This is a genomic window from Streptomyces sp. NPDC086080, from assembly GCF_044540255.1.
Taxonomy (GTDB): domain Bacteria; phylum Actinomycetota; class Actinomycetes; order Streptomycetales; family Streptomycetaceae; genus Streptomyces.
This window is the reverse complement of the sequence record NZ_JBITRU010000003.1, coordinates 121,727-142,439: the sequence shown is the minus strand read 5'-3', so window position 1 is coordinate 142,439 and position 20,713 is coordinate 121,727. Positions and strand designations below refer to the sequence as shown.

At 70.8% G+C, this 20,713-nt stretch carries 14 protein-coding genes and 1 tRNA gene; 6 read left to right on the top strand and 9 right to left on the bottom strand.

All coding sequences use genetic code 11. From position 1 onward, the window contains the following. Window positions 1-58: 58 nt before the first annotated feature. Window positions 59-715, bottom strand: a complete 657-nt coding sequence (locus tag ACIF9R_RS04775; RefSeq protein WP_399974353.1) for an ANTAR domain-containing response regulator — start codon at window positions 713-715, stop codon at window positions 59-61. A gap of 105 nt (window positions 716-820) precedes the next feature. Between ACIF9R_RS04775 and ACIF9R_RS04770 the strand changes: the two genes are divergently transcribed. Beyond that, a tRNA-Leu gene (locus ACIF9R_RS04770) sits at window positions 821-893 on the top strand. 90 nt (window positions 894-983) lie between these two features. Here ACIF9R_RS04770 and pyk read toward each other — a convergent pair. Further along, window positions 984-2,420, bottom strand: coding sequence for a pyruvate kinase (pyk, locus tag ACIF9R_RS04765; RefSeq protein ID WP_399974350.1), 1,437 nt, complete (start codon window positions 2,418-2,420; stop codon window positions 984-986). A gap of 249 nt (window positions 2,421-2,669) precedes the next feature. On the opposite strand from pyk, the gene ACIF9R_RS04760 reads away from it, so the two are divergent. Further along, the gene (locus ACIF9R_RS04760) at window positions 2,670-4,475 is read left to right on the top strand and encodes a bifunctional metallophosphatase/5'-nucleotidase (protein ID WP_399974347.1); all 1,806 of its coding nucleotides are present in this window, start codon (window positions 2,670-2,672) and stop codon (window positions 4,473-4,475) included. 24 nt (window positions 4,476-4,499) lie between these two features. Here ACIF9R_RS04760 and ACIF9R_RS04755 read toward each other — a convergent pair whose 3' ends face one another. The 4 genes from ACIF9R_RS04755 to ACIF9R_RS04740 form a co-directional block, all read right to left on the bottom strand. Beyond that, entirely contained in the window at window positions 4,500-5,894 is a 1,395-nt protein-coding gene (locus ACIF9R_RS04755) for a lysine N(6)-hydroxylase/L-ornithine N(5)-oxygenase family protein (RefSeq protein ID WP_399974344.1), read from the bottom strand. A gap of 386 nt (window positions 5,895-6,280) precedes the next feature. Beyond that, window positions 6,281-8,776, bottom strand: coding sequence for an aminopeptidase N (pepN, locus tag ACIF9R_RS04750; RefSeq protein ID WP_399974342.1), 2,496 nt, complete (start codon window positions 8,774-8,776; stop codon window positions 6,281-6,283). Between the two features lie 48 nt (window positions 8,777-8,824). Continuing rightward, window positions 8,825-9,367 (bottom strand): two-component system response regulator, encoded by a 543-nt coding sequence (locus ACIF9R_RS04745; RefSeq protein ID WP_399974339.1) that lies wholly within the window; start codon window positions 9,365-9,367, stop codon window positions 8,825-8,827. A gap of 111 nt (window positions 9,368-9,478) precedes the next feature. Next, entirely contained in the window at window positions 9,479-9,853 is a 375-nt protein-coding gene (locus tag ACIF9R_RS04740) for a chorismate mutase (protein ID WP_399974337.1), read from the bottom strand. 107 nt (window positions 9,854-9,960) lie between these two features. Here ACIF9R_RS04740 and ACIF9R_RS04735 point away from each other — a divergent pair, with 107 nt between their 5' ends. After that, on the top strand, window positions 9,961-10,860 hold the full coding sequence (locus ACIF9R_RS04735; protein WP_399974334.1) for a hypothetical protein: 900 nt from the start codon (window positions 9,961-9,963) through the stop codon (window positions 10,858-10,860). A gap of 48 nt (window positions 10,861-10,908) precedes the next feature. Here the strand turns inward: ACIF9R_RS04735 and ACIF9R_RS04730 are convergent, their stop codons facing one another. After that, window positions 10,909-11,634 carry a vWA domain-containing protein gene (locus tag ACIF9R_RS04730; protein WP_399974332.1) on the bottom strand — a complete coding sequence of 242 codons (726 nt, stop codon included), beginning with the start codon at window positions 11,632-11,634 and terminating at the stop codon, window positions 10,909-10,911. Between the two features lie 144 nt (window positions 11,635-11,778). On the opposite strand from ACIF9R_RS04730, the gene ACIF9R_RS04725 reads away from it, so the two are divergent. The 3 genes from ACIF9R_RS04725 (at window position 11,779) to ACIF9R_RS04715 (ending at window position 14,487) form a co-directional block, all read left to right on the top strand. Next, entirely contained in the window at window positions 11,779-12,705 is a 927-nt protein-coding gene (locus ACIF9R_RS04725) for a rhomboid family intramembrane serine protease (protein WP_399974329.1), read from the top strand. Then, entirely contained in the window at window positions 12,702-13,601 is a 900-nt protein-coding gene (locus tag ACIF9R_RS04720) for a chitosanase (RefSeq protein WP_399974327.1), read from the top strand. The genes ACIF9R_RS04725 and ACIF9R_RS04720 overlap by 4 nt, the downstream gene beginning before the upstream one ends. A gap of 91 nt (window positions 13,602-13,692) precedes the next feature. Continuing rightward, the gene (locus ACIF9R_RS04715; protein ID WP_399974325.1) at window positions 13,693-14,487 is read left to right on the top strand and encodes a chitosanase; all 795 of its coding nucleotides are present in this window, start codon (window positions 13,693-13,695) and stop codon (window positions 14,485-14,487) included. 161 nt (window positions 14,488-14,648) lie between these two features. Here ACIF9R_RS04715 and ACIF9R_RS04710 read toward each other — a convergent pair whose 3' ends face one another. Together ACIF9R_RS04710 and gltB are read right to left on the bottom strand one after the other, a co-directional pair. Continuing rightward, on the bottom strand, window positions 14,649-16,112 hold the full coding sequence (locus ACIF9R_RS04710; protein WP_399974323.1) for a glutamate synthase subunit beta: 1,464 nt from the start codon (window positions 16,110-16,112) through the stop codon (window positions 14,649-14,651). Beyond that, a complete protein-coding gene (gene gltB / locus ACIF9R_RS04705) occupies window positions 16,105-20,706 on the bottom strand; it encodes a glutamate synthase large subunit (RefSeq protein ID WP_399974936.1) in 4,602 nt (1,533 codons plus the stop codon). The genes ACIF9R_RS04710 and gltB overlap by 8 nt, the downstream gene beginning before the upstream one ends. Between the last annotated feature and the right edge of the window lie 7 nt (window positions 20,707-20,713).

Genomic DNA, 20,713 nt, shown 5'->3' with positions numbered 1-20,713 from the left:
CACACAGCTGAGGCCCGCGCCCCTCTCACGGGGGCGCGGGCCTCGGCCGTACGCCGTCCTAGCCCTTCGACGCCTTCTTCTCCTCGGCGTCGTCGATGACCGCCTGGGCCACCTGCTGCATCGACATCCGCCGGTCCATCGAGGTCTTCTGGATCCACCGGAACGCCGCCGGCTCCGTCAGGCCGTACTGGGTCTGCAGCACCGACTTGGCCCGGTCCACCAGCTTGCGCGTCTCCAGCCGCAGACTCAGGTCCGCGACCTCTCGCTCCAGCTCCTTCAGCTCCGTGAACCGCGACACCGCCATCTCGATCGCCGGCACCACGTCGCTCTTGCTGAACGGCTTCACCAGGTAGGCCATGGCGCCCGCGTCCCGCGCCCGCTCCACCAGGTCACGCTGCGAGAACGCGGTCAGCATCAGCACCGGGGCGATGCCCTCCTCGGCGATCTTCTCCGCCGCGGAGATGCCGTCCAGCTTCGGCATCTTCACATCGAGGATGACCAGATCGGGCCGGTGCTCGCGTGCCAGCTCGATGGCCTGCTCACCGTCACCGGCCTCACCGACGACGGTGTACCCCTCCTCCTCCAGCATCTCTTTCAGATCGAGCCGGATCAGGGCCTCGTCCTCGGCGATCACCACACGGGTCGTCAACGGAGGAACGTGCGACTTGTCGTCATCGGGCGCGTCTACGGGCTGGGGCGGCTCGGGGGCACTCACGTGGGCTCCTTGGTGCGGGGCAGACCGGTACTGCTGACAAGAGCGTACCCAGCTGCGATAAGGTGGGGGCACGGCGGGTGACCGTCGACCTTCGTTTTGCAGGGCGCCCCGGTAGCCCAGCGGTAGAGGCAATGGTCTCAAACACCATCCAGCGTCGGTTCGAATCCGACCCGGGGTACTTTTCCTCTGTATTCAAGGTCACCATTTGGGAGCGGATGTCCACCTTTTCGGTGAACATCCGCTTTTTTCTGTGTGCCGGGCGTGTCCGCTACCGGAGACCGTCGCTCTCGCCGATGTGATGGACACGGACGAGGTTGGTGGTGCCGGAGACTCCCGGCGGGGAGCCGGCCGTGATGACGACCGTGTCGCCCTGCCCGCAGCGGCCGTACCTCAGCAGCAGCTCGTCGACCTGGGCGACCATCGCGTCCGTGGAGTGCGCAGCGGGGCCGAGGAAGGTCTCCACGCCCCAGGTGAGGCTGAGTTGGGAGCGGGTCGCCGGGTCGGGAGTGAAGGCGAGGACGGGGATCGGGGAGCGGTAGCGGGAGAGGCGGCGGGCGGTGTCGCCTGACTGGCTGAAGGCGACCAGGAACCTGGCGCCGAGGAAGTCACCCACCTCGGCCGCCGCGCGGGCGACCGCGCCGCCCTGGGTGCGCGGCTTGTTGCGTTCGGTGAGGGGCGGGAGCCCCTTGGCGAGGATGTCCTCCTCGGCGGCCTCCACGATGCGCGCCATGGTGCGGACGGTGTCGACGGCGTGCTTGCCCACACTCGTCTCGCCGGAGAGCATCACGGCGTCGGTGCCGTCGATGACGGCGTTGGCGACGTCGGACGCCTCGGCCCGGGTGGGACGGGCGTTGTCGATCATCGAGTCGAGCATCTGGGTCGCCACGATGACCGGCTTGGCGTTGCGCCGGGCGAGCTTGATCGCACGCTTCTGGACGATGGGCACCTGCTCGAGGGGCATTTCGACGCCGAGGTCGCCACGGGCGACCATGATGCCGTCGAAGGCGGCGACGATGTCCTCGATGTTGTCGACCGCCTGGGGCTTCTCGACCTTGGCGATGACCGGGAGGCGGCGGCCCTCCTCGTCCATGATGCGGTGGACGTCCTTGATGTCGCGCCCGCTGCGGACGAAGGAGAGGGCGATGACGTCGAAGCCGGTGCGCAGGGCCCAGCGGAGGTCGTCCTCGTCCTTCTTGGAGAGGGCGGGCACGGAGACGGCGACACCGGGGAGGTTGAGTCCCTTGTGGTCGGAGACGATGCCTCCCTCGACGACGGTGGTGCGGACGCGGGGGCCGTCGACGGCGACGACTTCGAGGGTGACCCTGCCGTCGTCGACGAGGATCAGTTCGCCGGTGGTGACGTCGGCGGCGAGGCCGGCATGGGTGGTGCCGCAGCTGTGGCGGTCGCCCTCGGCGCCTTCCTCGACGGTGATGGTGAAGGTGTCGCCGCGTTCGAGGAGTACCGGTCCTTCGGTGAATCGGCCGAGTCGGATTTTCGGGCCTTGAAGGTCGGCGAGGAGGCCGACGCTGCGGCCGGTCTCGTCGGCGGCTTTGCGCACCCGGTGGTAGCGCTCCTCGTGCCCGGCGTGCTCGCCGTGACTGAGGTTGAATCGGGCCACGTCCATTCCGGCGTCGACCAGCGCTTTGATCTGGTCGTACGAATCGGTGGCGGGGCCCAGTGTGCAGACGATTTTCGCTCGGCGCATGGGGCGAGCCTATGGCTTACCGATGGGTAGTTATCCGGTGACGCATGACGACTCAACGGCCTGTCGGTGAAAGCTTTTTGACAAGTGTTGAAGTGTGCGCCGGGGTGCTCCGATGAGCACGTCCGGCCCCGTGGGCGGCTGGTCACCGGATCGCAACCCCCGGAGGGCCTGTTCTGGTGGGCGTGTTCAGGTCAGAATCGTCGGGCGAATCTACGCGCGTTGTTCGTCGTGGTGCGAGGAGAACCTGACATGCCGTTGAACCGCCGGAAGTTTCTGAAGAGGTCCGCCGTGACGGGGGCGGGGGTGGCACTGGCGGGTACGGCGGCGGCCCCCGCGGCCGAGGCGGCCGGGGCGGGACGGGGGAGGAAGCGGGTGAAGCGGTACGCGCTGACCGTGATGGGGACGACCGACCTGCACGGGCACATCTTCAACTGGGACTACTTCAAGGACGCCGAGTACACGGACCCGGCCGGCAACGCACAGGGCCTCGCCCGGGTGTCGACGCTGGTGAACCAGGTCCGCGAGGAGAAGGGCCGGCACCACACGCTGCTGCTGGACGCGGGCGACACCATCCAGGGCACACCCCTGACGTACTACTACGCGAAGGTCGACCCGATCGCCGCCGAGGGCGGTCCGGTGCATCCGATGGCGCAGGCGATGAACGCCATCGGGTACGACGCGGTGGCACTCGGCAACCACGAGTTCAACTACGGCATCGAGACGCTGCGGAAGTTCGAGGAGCAGTGCGACTTCCCGCTGCTGGGGGCCAACGCGCTGGACGCGAAGACGCTGAAGCCGGCCTTCCCCCCGTACTTCGTCAAGACGTTCCGGGTGAAGGGCGCTCCGCCGGTGAAGGTGGCGGTCCTCGGGCTGACGAACCCCGGTATCGCGATCTGGGACAAGGCGTACGTGCAGGGGAAGCTGACGTTCCCGGGTCTGGAGGAGCAGGCGGCCAGGTGGGTGCCGAAGCTGCGGTCGATGGGCGCGGACGTGGTCGTGGTGTCGGCGCACTCGGGCTCGTCGGGCACGTCGTCGTACGGTGACCAGGTGCCGTACGTGGAGAACGCGGCGGCGAACGTGGCGCGGCAGGTGCCGGGAATCGACGCGATCCTGGTCGGTCACGCGCATGTGGAGATCCCCGAACTGCGGGTCACCAACGAGGAGACCGGCAGGGAGGTCGTCCTGTCGGAGCCGCTGTGCTACGCGGAGCGGCTGTCCCTGTTCGACATCGGTCTGGTCCTCGAGCGGGGCCGCTGGCGGGTGGAGTCGGTGAAGGCGTCGCTGCGCGACGCGGCGACGGTGCGGGACGACCCGAGGATCACCCGGCTGCTGCGCGACGAGCACGCGCAGGTGGTGGAGTACGTCCATCAGGTGGTGGGGTCGGCGACCGAGACGCTGACGACGGTGGAGGCGCGGTACAAGGACGCGCCCGTGATCGACCTGATCAACAAGGTGCAGGAGGACGTGGTGCGGGCGGCCCTCGCGGGCACCGCGTACGCGTCGCTGCCGGTGCTGTCGCAGGCGTCGCCGTTCTCCCGGACCTCCGAGATCCCGGCCGGCGAGGTGACGATCCGGGATCTGTCCAGCCTGTACGTGTACGACAACACGCTGGTGGCGAAGCTGATGACGGGGGCGCAGGTCCGGGCCTACCTGGAGTACTCGGCGGAGTACTTCACGCAGACGGCGGCCGGGGCGCCGGTGGAGGTCGACAGGCTGACGAACGCGGGCGGCCGTCCGGACTACAACTACGACTACGTGTCGGGACTGCGGTACGAGATCGACATCGCGCAGCCGGCCGGGTCGCGGATCCGGAACCTCACCCACGACGGCGTCGCGCTCGACGACGCGCGGCAGTTCGTGTTCGCGGTGAACAACTACCGGGCGAACGGCGGCGGCGCGTTCCCGCACGTGGCGTCTGCGAAGGAGCTGTGGGCGGAGTCGACGGAGATCCGGACCCGGATCGCGGAATGGGTCACGGAGAAGGGCGTGCTGGATCCGAAGGACTTCGCGTCGGTGGACTGGAGGCTGACGCGGGACGGTACGCCGGTGTTCTGACCGCCGTCCGTCGTCGCGGGTGACTCAGGTCCCGTCCGCCAGTGGGGTGAGCCGTGCGGCTTTCCGGGCGGGCGGGATCTGCCGCGTCCGGGGCTGGAGGCCGAAGGTGGTGAAGGCGGTGCGGGCGGGCAGCGGGTAGACCTCCCGGCCGGCCAGGTGGTTGAGGATCGTGGCGCTGCGCCAGGCGGCCAGTCCCAGGTCGGGGGCGCCCACGCCGTGCGTGTGGAGTTCGGCGTTCTGGACGTAGACGCTGCCGGTGAGGGAGTGGTCGAGGCCGAGGCGGAAGTGCGCGTCGATACGGGGCCGGCCGGCGCGGTCGCGGCGCAGGTGGGGTTCGAGGGGGCCGAGGAGCCGGTCGAGGGGGCGTGCGCGGTGGCCGGTGGCGAGGACGACGGCGTCGGTGGTGAGGCGCGTGCGGGTCCGCTGATGGGTGTGTTCGAGGTGGAGTTCGATCCTCGCACGGGCGGTGCGGCGGGCGTCGCGGACGTGGACGGCGGGGGTGAGGACGGTGTCGGGCCAGCCGCCGTGGAGGGTACGCCGGTAGAGCTCGTCGTGGATGGCGGCGAGGGTGGCGGCGTCGACGCCCTTGTGGAGTTGCCACTGGGCGGGGACGAGCCGGTCGCGGACGGGTTCGGGGAGGGCGTGGAAGTAGCGGGTGTGGTCGGGGGTGAAGTGTTCGAGGCCGAGTTTGGAGTACTCCATGGGGGCGAAGGCCTCCGTGCGGCCGATCCAGTGGAGCCGTTCCCGGCCGGCGGGCCGGTGGCGCAGCAGGTCGAGGTAGATCTCCGCGCCGGACTGTCCGGTGCCGAGGACGGTGATGTGGTCCGCGGCGAGGAGGGTGTCGCGATGGGTGAGGTAGTCCTCGGCGTGCACGACGGGGAGGCCGGGAGCGGCGGCCAGGGGGCGGAGCGGTTCGGGCGTCCAGGGTTCGGTGCCGATGCCGACGACGATGTTGCGGGCGTGGACGCGGCTGGTGGCGGCGGTGCGGCCGTCGGGGGCCGGCCGGGTGACATCGGCCTCGAAGAGGGCGCTGCGGGCGTTCCAGCGGACGGTGTCGACCCGGTGGCCGAAGTGGAGCGCGGGCAGGTGGTCGGCGACCCAGCGGCAGTAGGCGTCGTACTCGGTGCGGCGGATGTGGAAGTGCTCGGCGAAGTAGAAGGGGTAGAGGCGTTCGCGGGCTCTGAGGTGGTTGAGGAAGGTCCAGGGGCTGGTCGGGTCGGCCAGGGTGACGAGGTCGGCGAGGAAGGGGACCTGGACGGTGGCGTCGTCGAGGAGCAGGCCGGGGTGCCAGGTGAAGTCGGGGCACCGGTCGTAGAAGGCGGTGCGCAGGGCGGGGAGGGGGTGGGCGAGGGCGGCGAGGGAGAGGTTGAAGGGGCCGATGCCGATGCCGAGGAGGTCGTACGGGGTGGGGGGCGTCATCGGGGACCTTCCGCATGGGCCTGGTGGACGAGGGTGAGCAGGCCCGCCGGCTCGCCGGCGCGGGCGGCGGGGTCCCGGAGGGTGGCCGACGGCCGGAGCCGGCCGTCGGCACGGGCACGGGCACGGGCACGGCCGGGGACGGTGCGGCCGGTGGCGGGCGACGGCCGCGGACGGTCGGGGCCCTGGGGGCCCGGGGCAGGGGGCGGCGACGTGCTCATGACTGTCCTCCGGGGTGGTGCGCGGGAGGATCAGCTTGTAGGGGGATGGGGCGTCACGCCCGGAAAGACAGGAGATCTGACCCAAAAGAGGGTATGCCCCGTTTGATGGGACGCGTGTGCGGAGGGCGCCTCCGTCCAGGCCGGAGGCGCCCCCGCGCGGGCGTGGGGCTACGCCTGCTGGACGCGCAGTGCGCGTGCCAGGTCGTCGAGCTGGTCGACGAGCCTGCGGCGCAGCGCGGGCGTCGGATCGGCCTTGCGCAGGCATTTCTCGCCGAGCTTGAGATGCTCGGCGTCGACGGCGTGGGCGGGGAAGGCCCAGCGTCCGACGGCCTCGGCGATGGCGGGCCCACGGCGTTCGGCGAGGGCGACGGCGTCCTTGTAGTAGCGGGCCACGTAGGGGCGTACGAGGTCGGCCTGTTCGGGCTGCCAGAAGCCCCGGGCGGTGGCGGTGAACAGATAGTTGGACAGGTCGTCGGAGCCGAACAGGGCGTCCCAGGCGCGGGCCTTGGCGTCCTCGTCGGGCAGGGCGGCGCGGCAGCGGGCGGCGCCCTCCTGGCCGGTGGCGCTGGGGTCGCGTTCCAGTTCGGCGGCGATGGCGGCCTCGTCGCAGTCGCCGAGCACGGCGAGGCGGGCGAGGATCCGCCAGCGCAGTTCGGGGTCGAGTTCCGGGCCGCCGGGCACGGTGCCGTCGGCGAGCCAGGCGGCGATGGCGTCGGGGTGGGCGGCGGTGTCGATGCGGTGCCGTACGGCGATGAGGCGCAGGCCCGGGTTGTCGCCGTCCTCGGTGCGGCGGATGAGGTCACGGCACAGTCCGGTGAGGGTGGCGAGCGCGGCGGGCCGCCGGCCGGGGACGAGGTAGCGGTCGGCGATGTGGACGGAGGCGAAGGCGAGGACGCCCTGGACGAGGGCGAGGTCGGTCTCCTCCGGCAGGTGGGCGGCGGCGGTCGCCAGGTAGTCGGTCGGGGCGAGTTCACCGTCGCGGACCATGTCGCGCAGGGCGTTCCACACGACGGCGCGGGTGAGCGCGTCGGGGATGCCGGACAGACCGCGCAGGACGGTCTCCAGGGAGGTGTCGTCGAGGCGGATCTTGGCGTAGGTGAGGTCCAGGTCGTTGGGGACGACGAGGGCCGGGCGGGTACCGGTGCGCGGCTCGGGTGCCGTGTCCTGGGAGACGTCGGTCTCGTAGCGCTCCCGCAGCAGAAGGGTGCGGCCGTCGTGGAGGTCCCGGTCGTAGACGCCGACGGTGACCCGGTGCGGGCGGTCGCCGTCCCGGCCGAGGGCGAGGGTCCACTGGCCGGGGCGGGAGTCGACGGACGCGGTGAGGGTGTCGACGCCGGTGGTGCGCAGCCAGGCGTCGGCCCAGGCGTGGACGTCGCGCTCGGTGGCGGCGGCGAGGGAGTCGATGAAGTCGGCGAGGGTGGCGTTGGCGAACCGGTGCCGCTTGAAGTGGGTGTTGATGCCGGCGAGGAAGTCCTTCTCGCCGAGCCAGGCGACGAGCTGGCGCAGCGCGGAGGCGCCCTTGGCGTAGGAGATGCCGTCGAAGTTGAGCAGGGCGGAGGCGGTGTCCGGGACGTTGCCGGGGGCCACGGGGTGGGTGGAGGGCCGCTGGTCGGCGTCGTAGCCCCATGCCTTGCGGGACACCCCGAAGTCGGTCCACGTGTCGGTGAAGCGGGTCGCTTCGGTGAGGGTCTGGTAGCCCATGTACTCGGCGAAGGACTCGTTCAGCCAGATGTCGTCCCACCACCTCAGGGTGACGAGGTCACCGAACCACATGTGGGCCATCTCGTGGGCGATGACCATGGCGCGGGTCTGGCGTTCGGTGTCCGTGACGGCGGAGCGGTAGACGAACTCGTCGCGGAAGGTGACCAGTCCGGGGTTCTCCATGGCGCCCGCGTTGAACTCGGGGACGAAGGCCTGGTCGTAGGAGTCGAAGGGGTAGGGCTCCTCGAACTTCTCGTGGTAGCGGTCGAAGCAGGCGCGGGTGATGTCGAGGAGTTCCTCGGCGTCCGCGTCGAGGTACGGGGCCAGTGAGCGGCGGCAGTGGATGCCGAAGGGCAGCCCGCGGTGTTCGGTGCGCACGGAGTGCCAGGGCCCGGCGGCGACGGCGACGAGGTAGGTGGAGACGAGCGGGGTGGGCGCGGCCCGCCACACACCGCCGCCGGTGTGCTCGGTGACGCCGTTGGCGAGGACGCTCCAGCCCTCGGGGGCGGTGACGGCGAGGTCGAAGACGGCCTTGAGGTCGGGCTGGTCGAAGGCGGCGAAGACCCGCTGGACGTCGTCGAGGAACAGCTGTGTGTAGACGTACGTCTCGCCGTCGGTGGGGTCGGTGAAGCGGTGCATGCCCTCGCCGGTGCGGGAGTAGCGCATGCTCGCCTCGACGCGCAGTTCGTGCTCGCCGGCGGTGAGGTTCCGCAGCGGCAGCCGGTTGCCGTCGAGGCCGCCGGGGTCCAGGGGCTGTCCGTCGAGGGTGACGTAGCGCAGCTCGGCGGGCTTGATCTCGACGAAGGTGTCCGCGTCCGCACGGGCGCCGAACCTGATCAGGGTGCGGGAGTCGAACGTCTCGTCACCGGTGGTCAGATCGAGTTCGATCGTGTAGCGGTGGACGTCGAGGAGCTGTGCTCGGTTCTGCGCTTCGTCGCGCGTCAGTACGGACATGCAGGCCATGCTGCCTGATGCCGTTGCCGTGGCACAGGGGCGGATCGGGTACGCGGCCTATGTCCGGTCTCGTTCGAGCTCCCCGGTCTGCGCCCCCGCGGGCTGTCCGGGCGCCATGTGCGCGTGCGGGTGGGGCAGGGCGGGGTGCGCGGGGGTGGGGGTGCGTTCGTCGAACCGGGCACGCAGGGCACGGATCTCGGCCTCCAGGGCGAGCCGGCGCTGATGTGCGTCGTAGAGGTGGCGGATCTTGGTGCGCAGGGCCCAGGGGTCGACGGGCTTGGTGACGAGGTCGGCGACGCCGAGGTTGTACGCGGCGGCCCCGAGCTGCCGGTCGCGGGCGAAGCCGGTGAGCAGGACGACGGGGATGTGCTGGGTCTGCTCCAGGCGCCGCATGTAGCGCACGACGTCGAGGCCGCCGGTGCCGGGCATGTGGACGTCCAGGAGCACCAGACCGACGTTTCCGCGCAGAAGCTGTTTGAGGGCCTCGTCGCCACTGGTGGCCCGGCCCAGCAGGTGGCCCAGCGGGGCCAGGGCGCTCTCCAGGGCGTACAGGGTGTCCTCGTGGTCGTCGACGATGAGGATCCGGGCGTGGGGCGGCATGGCGCACATCCCTCCTCGGAAGGGACCGGATGGCTGTCCGGACGCTGACGGACGGTGCTCGTCAGCCGACAAGGAGTGCACAGCGCAGCATGCTCCGCGCGGGCCGTTCTGTCACTCCCCGGCGGAGGAGGTTGTGGCCGGATTCGCCGGGGGCGTGGCGCCTGCGGTGTCGTCGGCGATGCGTTCGTGGTGGCGGATCACCTCGGCGATGATGAAGCCCAGGAACTTCTCCGCGAAGGCCGGGTCGAGTTTGGCGTTCTCGGCGAGGGCGCGCAGCCGGGCGATCTGGCGCGCCTCGCGGCCGGGGTCGGCCGGCGGCAGGCGGTGCTCGGCCTTCAGCCGGCCGACCTGCTGGGTGCACTTGAAGCGTTCGGCGAGCATGTGGACGACGGCGGCGTCGATGTTGTCGATGCTGTCGCGCAGCCGGCCGAGTTCCTCGCGGACGGCGGGGTCGGCGTCACCGGTCGTGGTGTTGCTGGTGGTCATGGCGCGTCAGCCTACGTGCGGGCGCCGGCGGGGGCCGACGCTGTCCGGGGCGCGGACCGGGGTGGGACCGTAGAGTGGAACGGGTTCAGGGCGCGCGGGGGTGCGACGTGGCGAACGGCGGACCGGTGGAGCACGGCTATCCGCATCTGGAGACGGTGCGGCAGGCCGTCACGGCGCTGTACAGGCGGCTGTCGTACGACACGGTCCGGACGTTCTCGGTGAGTGTGGCGCCCGTGGACGTGGCGTTCTGCGACACGGACGATCTGCATCTGAGGGCGCAGCGGGTGGCCTACGAGATGGTGCTCCACTACCGGCTGCCGGACGCGCGCCTGATCGTCGGATTCCGTGAGATGACCCATGCGGCGAACGTGGAACTGGCGGCGGGGCCGGAGTACTTCATCGAGCTGAACGACCGGTTCCGGACGCATCGGCGGGACATCGGGGCGGCGCTGGCGCACGAGGTGGCGCATGTCTATCTGCACCGGCTGGGGCTGTCGTTCCCCGGGACCCGGGACAACGAGATCCTGACGGACACGACGGCGACGTACCTGGGGGCGGGGTGGCTGCTGCTGGACGCGTTCCGCCAGGACGGGGCGTCGTCGCAGAAGCTGGGGTATCTGACGCCGGAGGAGTTCGGGTACGTGCTGGCGAAGCGGGCGCTGCTGTTCGGGGAGGACCCGTCGGTGTGGTTCACCAGCGCGCAGGCGTACACGGCGTACGAGAAGGGGATGGCGCTGGCGCGGCGGGACGGGGAGCAGCCACCGTTGCGCTCCGCCGGGTGGGCGGGGCGCCGGCGCTACGCGCGGGATCGGCGGTATGCGCAGGGTCACTCCGTGGCGGGCGAGGCCCGGCACGAGGCGTCCTACCGGTTCACGGCGGACGGGCGTGGACCGTTGCGGGTGTCGTTTCCTTGTCCCACCTGTCATCAGCGGATCCGGGTGCCCGTGAAGGGGAGGGTGCGGGCGCGGTGCGGGTTGTGCCGGACGGTGCTGGAATGTGACACGTAGGGGCTCACCGCGGAGCCGCGGATCGATCCGGCCCGCGCACCTCCGGCGCTACGGCTCGCGCACGATCCCTTGTGCTCTCGCTGCCGTCAGCCACGTGGGGAACTCCCCCACCAGGCTGTCGTACAGGTCGGCGTCCGTGACCCTGCCCGGATTCCGGCCCGCGTGGAAGAAGCCCGCGTTGTCCACGATCCGTTTCGCCGGGACGGCCAGTTCGTCGAGTCTGCGGAGGTAGTCGAACTGCTTGCTGTGCGGGTCGCCGAAGCCGATGAACTGCCAGAAGAGCGGGAGGCGGGCGGCCTTGCACAGGTACTTCTCCGCGGCGAGCTTGTTGACGGGGCCGCCGTCGGTCTGGAAGACGACAAGGGCGGGGGCGGTGGAGCCGCTGTCCAGGTAGTGGTCGATGACCGCGTCCATCGCCAGGTGGTAGCTGGTCCGGCCCATGTGGCCGAGGCCGGACACGATCCGGTCGATACGGCCCCGGTGATCGGCGAGGGTGATGTCGGTGACGGCGTCGACCTCGGTGGAGAAGAAGACGACCGGGACCGTACCGTCGTCGTCGAGGTGGGCGGACAGGCCCAGCACCCGGTCGGCGAGCGCCTGTACGCTGCCGTCCTTGTAGTACGGCTTCATCGAGCCGGAGTAGTCGACGACCAGGTAGACGGCGGCCCGCAGACCGTCCAGGCCGTGCCGGGCGAGGGAGACCCCGGCGCTCTTGTAGAGACCGACCAGCGCGGGCGCGGTCTCCTCTATCTTGGTCAGGCTGATCGCCGCCACAGGACTCCCCCTCGGTCACGGAACCGCTGCCGAGATTACGGCACTCCCACCCCACCCCTCGCTCCGTCCACCATCGTTCGCTATTTTGTTCGCCGCCGTCCCCACCGGCTCTTTCCTTTCCCGTCCCTCCCGAGGAGCCGGCCCGTGGAGTCCGAGTCCACCGTCACCACCTGCTATCGCCATCCGAAGGTGGAGTGCCACGTCCGCTGCACGCGCTGCGAGCGGTACATCTGCCCGGACTGCATGCGGGAGGCGGCCGTGGGCCACCAGTGCCCCGAGTGCGTGAAGGAGGGCGCCCGGTCGATGCGGCAGGCCCGCACCCTGGTCGGCGGCCGGGTCTCCGCAGTGCCCGTGGTGACGTACGTGCTGATCGTCGTCAACGTGCTGGTGTATCTGGCGGAGGTGCTGCGTCCGGAGATCGTGGACCGGTTCGCCATGGTGGGCGCGGGGCTGCTGGGTCCGGACGGCGACCACTATGTGTGGCTGTACCCGTATCCCGGGGGCTTCACCCCGGAGGGGCTGGTGGGCGGGGAGTGGTACCGGCTGCTGACCGGGGCGTTCCTGCACCTGCCGCCCACCGGGGGCACGTTCGGGGTCCTGCACATCGTGATGAACATGGTGGCGCTGTGGAACCTGGGCCGGCTGGTCGAGCCGATGCTCGGCCGTGTCCACTACCTCGCCCTGTACCTGCTGTCGGCGCTGGGCGGTTCGGTCCTGGTGCTGCTGCTCGCGCCCGAGGACGCCGTGGTCGGCGCGTCCGGCGCCCTCTTCGGTGTGGGGGCCGCGTACTACGTGATGGCGCGGCGCGTGGGCGCCCCCATGGGACAGGTCAACCGGTTCATGGCCGGGCTGCTGCTGTGGCTGGTGATCTCGGCGGTGGTCACGTCCTGGGAGGGGCACCTCGGCGGGCTGCTGGCGGGCGGAGCCGTGGCGCTGGTCTTCGCGTACGTGCCCCGGGGCGACCGCCGGGCGCTGATCCAGGCAGCAGCCTGTACTGTCCTGCTGGCGTTGCTGCTGGTGGCGGCGGCGGCCAAGGTGTCCGGGCTGACGAGTGGAGGTGCCCCGCTGTGAGACCTGCCGGTCTTCTGCTGTCCGCCGTTCCTGTGATCGCCGCGGCGGTGTACCTCCTGCTGCCGTCCGACTCCTCCGACATCCCGGCACCACCGCCGGCGGCCACCGCGCAGCCGGCGCTCGACGAGGCCAAGGACCGGGCCGAGAGCGAACGGGCGGCCGACGACGCCCTCGTCGCCGCCCGGCCGCCGGGGCTGGCCGCCCCGGAGAAGAAGGAAATCGCCCTGCGGCTGGTGGCGAGCGCCGAGCACGCGACGACCGACTGGCGCGGCACCTACGGCGTCATCGAGGACGCGGACGACGGCTGCGGGTACACGGCGGGCATCGTCGGCTTCTGCACCGCCACCCACGATCTGCTCGCGCTGGTCGAGACCTACACCGAGGACCACCCGGACAACGGGCTGGCGCCCTATCTGCCCGCGCTGCGCGAGGTCGACGGCACGGACTCGCACGAGGGCCTGGACCCCGGCTTCCCGGCCGCCTGGAAGGCGGAGGCGAGGACGCCCGCGTTCCGGGCGGCGCAGGAGGCGGAGCGCGACCGCAGATACTTCGAACCGGCGGTACGCCTCGCGAAGCTGGACGGCCTCGGCACGCTGGGCCAGTTCGTCTACTTCGACGCGATGGTCTTCCACGGGCCCGGCATCGAGGCGGGCGGCTTCTACGACGTACGCGCGCGGACCCTCGACGGGGCACGGACGCCGGCGGCGGGCGGACCCGAGAAGACGTATCTCAGCGCCTTCCTGGACGTCCGCCGCGCCACCATGCTGAGCCGCTACCCGGACCGCAACACCTCCCGAGTCGACACGGCCCAGCGCCGGTTCCTGACAGCCGGGAACCTGGGTCTGGACACACCTTTGACGTGGGAGATGCACGGCGAGCGTTACACGCTGCGCTGACGACGCCGGGGCGCCCGTACGCCGGTGAACGGGCGGACCGCGGCGGCGAACGGCGGCGCGGCCGGCACCGTCTCCTCCGTACGCTTGCCCCATGAAACGTGCCCTGCTCACGGCCCTGTCCGTCGTCGTCGCGCTCGCGGCGGCGGGCTGCTCGTCCGCCTCCGGGAACGAGGAGGCGGCGGGGCTGGCCAGTCCCGCCAAGAAGGAGATCGCGCAGCGCATAGTCGCCAGTGCCGAGAACGGCACGCTCGACTGGCGCAGCGCCTATGGCTACATCGAGGACATCGACGACGGACAGGGCTACACCGCGGGCATCATCGGCTTCTGCACCGGTACGCACGATCTGCTGACCCTCGTCGAGGAGTACACCGAGGACCATCCAAACAACGGTCTGGCCCGTTATCTGCCCGCGCTGCGCGAGGTCGACGGCACGGACTCGCACGAGGGCCTGGACCCGGGTTTCAGGGCCGCCTGGAAGGCGGAGGCGAAGCGGCCGGAGTTCCGGGCCGCACAGGACGCCAAGCGGGACGAGGAGTACTTCGACCCGGCGGTGCGGCGGGGCGAGCGCGACGGCCTGTCGGCGCTGGGGCAGTTCATCTACTACGACGCGATCGTCTACCACGGCCCCGGTGACGGTCCCACGAGCTTCGGCGGCATCCGCGCGGCGGCGATGCGGCGGGCGGACACCCCCGCCGCGGGCGGTGACGAGGAGAAGTACCTGGCGGCGTTCCTGGACGTGCGCCGCGAGGCCATGGGCGAACTGCACCCCGGGCACGACACCAGCCGGGTCGACACCGCCCAGCGCCGTTTCCTCGACGCGGGCAACCTGGACCTCGACACCCCGCTGGAGTGGGAGATGTACGGGATGCCCTACAAGGTGGCGTGAGCCCGGACGTGTGAAGGCACCTGCCCTGTTGTCCGGTCGGGGACGGGCGGGCAGGCGCCTTCTCGGGGGGTCTGGGGGGGTGTCCCCCTCAGATATCCCGCCCGTACGCCTTTGTACGGGACGTACATGAGGGACCGTCAGGTCCTGTGGGTACCGCTTCGTCAGACCATCAGCGAGCGGTCCGTCGGGCGGATCGGGGCCGGCAGCTCGCTCGCCCCGGTGAGGGCGCGGTCGCAGCCGCGGGCGGCGGAGCGGCCTTCGGCGATGGCCCACACGATGAGCGACTGGCCGCGGCCGGCGTCACCGGCGACGAACACTCCGGGCACGTTGGTCTGGAAGTCGTCGTCGCGGGCGATGTTACCCCGTTCGTCGAGCTCCAGGCCGAACTGGTCCACCAGGCCGTTGTCCCGGTCGGTGCCGGTGAAGCCCATGGCGAGGGTGACCAGCTGGGCCGGGATCTTCCGCTCGGTGCCCGGCTTCGACGTCAGCCTGCCGTCGACGAACTCGACCTCGCTCATGTGCAGCCACTGGACGTTGCCGTCCTCGTCGCCCTCGAAGTGGGTGGTGGAGACCGAGTAGACCCGCTCACCGCCCTCCTCGTGGGCGGACGTCACCTTGTAGAGCATGGGGAACGTCGGCCAGGGCTGGGAGACCGGGTCCCGCTCCTCGCCCGGGCGCGGCATGATCTCCAGCTGGGTGACGGACGCGGCGCCCTGGCGGTGGGCGGTGCCCACGCAGTCGGCGCCGGTGTCGCCGCCGCCGATGACGACGACGTGCTTGCCCTCGGCGGAGATCGGCGGGGCGACGTAGTCGCCCTCCTGCACCTTGTTGGCCAGCGGCAGGTACTCCATGGCCTGGTGGATGCCCTTGAGCTCCCGGCCGGGCACCGGCAGGTCGCGCGCGGTCGTCGCCCCGACGGCGAGGACCACGGCGTCGTACCGCTTGCGCAGCGCCGTCGCCGGCATGTCGCGGCCGATCTCGATGCCCGTACGGAACTTGGTGCCCTCCGCGCGCATCTGCTCGATACGGCGGTTGATGTGCCGCTTCTCCATCTTGAACTCGGGGATGCCGTAGCGGAGCAGGCCGCCGATGCGGTCGGCCCGCTCGTAGACGGCGACCGTGTGGCCGGCCCGGGTCAGCTGCTGGGCGGCGGCCAGTCCCGCGGGTCCCGAGCCGACGACCGCGACGGTCTTGCCGGAGAGGCGCTCGGGGATCCGCGGGGCGACGTCCCCGGTCTCCCACGCCTTGTCGATGATCGAGACCTCGACGTTCTTGATGGTGACCGGCGGCTGGTTGATGCCGAGCACACAGGCGGACTCGCACGGGGCGGGGCACAGCCGGCCGGTGAACTCCGGGAAGTTGTTGGTGGCGTGCAGCCGCTCGGAGGCGGCGCCCCAGTCCTCCCGGTAGGCGAAGTCGTTCCACTCGGGGATGAGGTTCCCGAGCGGGCAGCCGTTGTGACAGAACGGGATGCCGCAGTCCATGCAGCGGCTGGCCTGCGTGCTGATGATCGGCAGCAGGGAGCCGGGGACGTAGACCTCGTTCCAGTCCTTGGTGCGCTCCTCGACCGGACGGGACCTGGCGACCTCGCGGCCGTGGTTCAGAAAGCCCTTCGGATCAGCCATTGATCGCCGCCTCCATCATCTTCTCGGTGATCTCGGTCTCGGTCAGACCGGCCCGCTCGGCGGCGTCCTTGGCGGCGAGCACTGACTTGTACGTGCTGGGGATGATCTTGCTGAACCTCTCCACGGCCGTGTCCCACTCGGCGAGCAGCTTCTCGGCGACGGTGGAACCCGTCTCCTCCCGGTGCCTGCGGACCACGTCGTGCAGCCACTGCCTGTCGCTGTCGTCCAGCGCCTGTACGGCGTCCAGGTTGCCGGCGTTGACGTTGTCCCGGTCGAGGTCGATGACGTAGGCGATGCCCCCGGACATGCCGGCCGCGAAGTTGCGCCCGGTCCGGCCGAGGACGACCGCGTGGCCGCCGGTCATGTACTCGCAACCGTGGTCGCCCACGCCCTCGGAGACGACCAGCGCGCCGGAGTTGCGGACGCAGAACCGCTCGCCCGTACGACCGCGCAGGAACAGCTCACCGCCGGTCGCGCCGTACGCGATCGTGTTGCCGGCGATGGTGGAGTACTCGGCGAGGTGGTCGGCGCCGCGGTCCGGGCGGACCACGATCCGGCCGCCGGACAGGCCCTTGCCGACGTAGTCGTTGGCGTCGCCCTCCAGACGCAGCGTGACGCCGCGCGGGAGGAAGGCGCCGAAGGACTGGCCGGCGCTGCCGGTGAAGGTGATGTCGATGGTGTCGTCGGGGAGGCCCGCACCGCCGAACTTCTTCGTCACCTCGTGGCCGAGCATGGTGCCGACCGTGCGGTTGATGTTGCGGATGGCGACCCGGGCGCGCACCGGCTGGGCGTCCTCGGCACCGGCCGCGGACAGCGCGTCGGCGGCGAGCTTGATCAGCTCGTTGTCGAGCGCCTTCTCCAGGCCGTGGTCCTGGGTGACGACCTGGTGACGGACGGCGCCCTCGGGCAGTTCGGGAACGTGGAACAGCGGCTCCAGCTCCAGGCCCTGCGCCTTCCAGTGGTTCACCGCGCGGGTCACGTCGAGGACCTCGGCGTGGCCGACGGCCTCCTCGATGGACCGGAAGCCCAGCTCGGCGAGGAGTTCGCGGACCTCTTCGGCGATGAACCGGAAGAAGTTCACGATGTACTCGGCCTTGCCGGAGAACCGGTCCCGCAGGACGGGATTCTGGGTGGCGATGCCGACCGGGCAGGTGTCGAGGTGGCAGACGCGCATCATGACGCAGCCGGAGACGACCAGCGGGGCGGTGGCGAAGCCGAACTCCTCGGCGCCGAGCAGCGCGGCGATGACCACGTCACGGCCGGTCTTGAGCTGGCCGTCGGTCTGTACGACGATCCGGTCGCGCAGGCCGTTGAGCAGCAGGGTCTGCTGGGTCTCGGCGAGGCCGAGCTCCCACGGACCGCCGGCGTGCTTCAGCGAGGTGAGCGGGGAGGCGCCCGTACCGCCGTCGTGACCGGAGATCAGCACGACGTCCGCGTGGGCCTTGGAGACACCGGCGGCGACCGTGCCGACACCGACCTCGGAGACCAGCTTGACGTGAATGCGCGCCTGGGGGTTGGCGTTCTTCAGGTCGTGGATCAGCTGGGCGAGGTCCTCGATGGAGTAGATGTCGTGGTGCGGCGGCGGGGAGATGAGGCCGACGCCGGGAGTGCTGTGCCGGGTCTTGGCCACCCAGGGGTAGACCTTGTGGCCGGGCAGCTGGCCGCCCTCGCCGGGCTTGGCGCCCTGGGCCATCTTGATCTGGATGTCGTCGGCGTTGACCAGGTATTCGGAGGTCACGCCGAAACGGCCGGAGGCGACCTGCTTGATGGCGGACCGGCGGGCCGGGTCGTACAGCCGCTCGGGGTCCTCGCCGCCCTCACCGGTGTTGGACTTGCCGCCCAGCTGGTTCATGGCGACGGCGAGGGTCTCGTGCGCCTCCTGGGAGATGGAGCCGTACGACATGGCGCCGGTGGAGAACCGCTTGACGATCTCGCTGACCGGCTCGACCTCCTCCAGGGGGATCGGTCCCCGGCCGGAGTCGAAGCCGAAGAGCCCGCGGAGCGTCATCAGCCGCTCGGACTGCTCGTTCACGCGCGCGGTGTACTTCTTGAAGATGTCGTAGCGGCCGGAGCGCGTGGAGTGCTGGAGGCGGAAGACCGTCTCCGGGTCGAACAGGTGCGGCTCGCCCTCGCGGCGCCACTGGTACTCGCCGCCGATGTCCAGGGCACGGTGCGCGGAGGCGATGCCGGAGGCGGGGTAGGCCTTGGCGTGGCGGGCGGCGACCTCCTTGGCGATGACGTCGATGCCGACGCCGCCGATCTTGGTGGCGGTGCCGTCGAAGTACTTCTCGACGAAGTCGTCCGCCAGGCCGACGGCCTCGAAGACCTGGGCGCCGCGGTAGGAGGCGACCGTGGAGATGCCCATCTTGGACATGACCTTCAGAACGCCCTTGCCGAGGGCGTGGATCAGGTTGCGGAGGGCCTGCTCGGGCTCCATGCCGGGCAGGAAGGTGCCCGCGCGGACCAGGTCCTCGACGGACTCCATCGCCAGGTACGGGTTGACGGCGGCGGCGCCGAACCCGATGAGCAGCGCGACGTGGTGGACCTCTCGGACGTCACCGGCCTCGACCAGCAGGCCCACCTGGGTGCGCTGCTTGGTGCGGATGAGGTGGTGATGGACGGCCGAGGTGAGCAGCAGCGACGGGATCGGCGCGTGCTCGGCGTCCGAGTGACGGTCGGACAAAACGATGAGGCGGGCGCCGTTCTCGATGGCGGCGTCGGCCTCGGCGCAGATCGCCTCGATGCGGTCGGCGAGGGCGTCGCCGCCGCCGGAGACCCGGTACAGGCCGGAGAGGGTTGCGGCCTTGAAGCCGGGCATGTCGCCGTCGGCGTTGACATGGATGAGCTTGGCCAGCTCGTCGTTGTCGATCACCGGGAAGAGCAGCGTGACACTGCGGCAGGCCGCGGCGGTCGGCTCGAGCAGGTTGCCCTGCGGGCCCAGCGAGGAGCGCAGGGAGGTGACCAGTTCCTCGCGGATCGCGTCCAGCGGCGGGTTGGTGACCTGGGCGAACAGCTGGGTGAAGTAGTCGAAGAGCAGCCGCGGGCGCTCGCTCAGCGCGGCGATCGGCGAGTCGGTGCCCATCGAGCCGATCGGCTCGGCGCCGGCCTTGGCCATCGGCGCGAGGAGGATGCGCAGCTCCTCCTCGGTGTAGCCGAAGGTCTGCTGGCGGCGGGTGACCGAGGCGTGGGTGTGCACGATGTGCTCACGCTCGGGCAGGTCGGACAGCTCGATCTCACCGGCTTCGAGCCACTCCGCGTAGGGGTGCTCGGCGGCGAGGGCGGCCTTGATCTCGTCGTCCTCGATGATGCGGTGCTCGGCGGTGTCGACGAGGAACATCCGGCCGGGCTGGAGGCGGCCCTTGCGGACGACCTTCGCCGGGTCGATGTCCAGCACGCCGACCTCGGAGCCGAGGACGACCAGACCGTCGTCGGTGACCCAGTAGCGGCCGGGACGCAGTCCGTTGCGGTCGAGTACGGCGCCGACCTGGGTGCCGTCGGTGAAGGTGACGCAGGCGGGGCCGTCCCAGGGCTCCATCATCGTGGAGTGGTACTGGTAGAAGGCGCGCCGGGCCGGGTCCATCGAGTCGTGGTTCTCCCACGCCTCCGGGATCATCATGAGCACGGAGTGCGGCAGGGAGCGGCCGCCCAGGTGCAGCAGTTCGAGGACCTCGTCGAAGGACGCCGAGTCGGAGGCGTCGGGGGTGCAGATCGGGAAGATCCGCTCCAGGTCCGCCTGCGCGGGGCCGAACAGCCGCGAGGCGAGCTGGGACTCGCGGGCGCGCATCCAGTTGCGGTTGCCCTTGACGGTGTTGATCTCACCGTTGTGCGCGACGAAACGGTACGGGTGCGCGAGCGGCCACGACGGGAAGGTGTTCGTGGAGAACCGGGAATGCACCAGTGCGATCGCGGAGCCGAAGCGGCGGTCGGACAGGTCGGGGAAGAAGGGCTCGAGCTGGCCGGTGGTCAGCATGCCCTTGTAGACGATGGTGCGGGCCGAGAGGGAGGGGAAGTAGACGCCCGCCTCGCGCTCGGCGCGCTTGCGCAGCACGAACGCCTTGCGGTCGAGCTCGATGCCCCGGCTCTCGCCCGCGGTGACGAAGACCTGCCGGAAGACCGGCATGGTCGAACGGGCGGTGGCGCCGAGCAGCTGGGGCGCGACCGGCACCTCGCGCCAGCCGAGGACGGTCAGCTCCTCCGCGGCGGCGATCTCCTCGATCCGGGCGACGGCCGCGTCGAGGCCGTCCTCCGGGAGGAAGGCGATACCGACGGCGTAGCCGCCTGCCTCGGGCAGGTCGAATCCGGCCACCTCGCGGAAGAAGGCGTCCGGCACCTGGGAGAGGATTCCCGCGCCGTCGCCGGAGTCCGGCTCGGAGCCGGTGGCGCCGCGGTGCTCGAGGTTGCGCAGAACGGTGAGGGCCTGCTCGACCAGGGTGTGGGACGCCTCGCCGGTAAGGGTGGCGACGAAACCGACGCCGCAGGCGTCGTGCTCGTCGCGGGGGTCGTACATACCCTGCGCGGCAGGGCGAGCATCCATGAACGACCAGTTCGGGCGGTCGCTCGGAGAATGCTGGGACGGCTGGCGCGGCGTACGCATCGGCTCT

Excerpts from the sequence above, each read along its gene's own strand:
- pyk (WP_399974350.1), bottom strand. The coding sequence starts at position 2,420 with ATGCGCCGAGCGAAAATCGTCTGCACACTGGGCCCCGCCACCGATTCG.
- ACIF9R_RS04760 (WP_399974347.1), top strand. The coding sequence starts at position 2,670 with ATGCCGTTGAACCGCCGGAAGTTTCTGAAGAGGTCCGCCGTGACGGGG.
- ACIF9R_RS04755 (WP_399974344.1), bottom strand. The coding sequence starts at position 5,894 with ATGACGCCCCCCACCCCGTACGACCTCCTCGGCATCGGCATCGGCCCC.
- pepN (WP_399974342.1), bottom strand. The coding sequence starts at position 8,776 with ATGGCCTGCATGTCCGTACTGACGCGCGACGAAGCGCAGAACCGAGCA.
- ACIF9R_RS04745 (WP_399974339.1), bottom strand. The coding sequence starts at position 9,367 with ATGCCGCCCCACGCCCGGATCCTCATCGTCGACGACCACGAGGACACC.
- ACIF9R_RS04740 (WP_399974337.1), bottom strand. The coding sequence starts at position 9,853 with ATGACCACCAGCAACACCACGACCGGTGACGCCGACCCCGCCGTCCGC.
- ACIF9R_RS04715 (WP_399974325.1), top strand. The coding sequence starts at position 13,693 with ATGAAACGTGCCCTGCTCACGGCCCTGTCCGTCGTCGTCGCGCTCGCG.
- ACIF9R_RS04710 (WP_399974323.1), bottom strand. The coding sequence starts at position 16,112 with ATGGCTGATCCGAAGGGCTTTCTGAACCACGGCCGCGAGGTCGCCAGG.
- gltB (WP_399974936.1), bottom strand. The coding sequence starts at position 20,706 with ATGCGTACGCCGCGCCAGCCGTCCCAGCATTCTCCGAGCGACCGCCCG.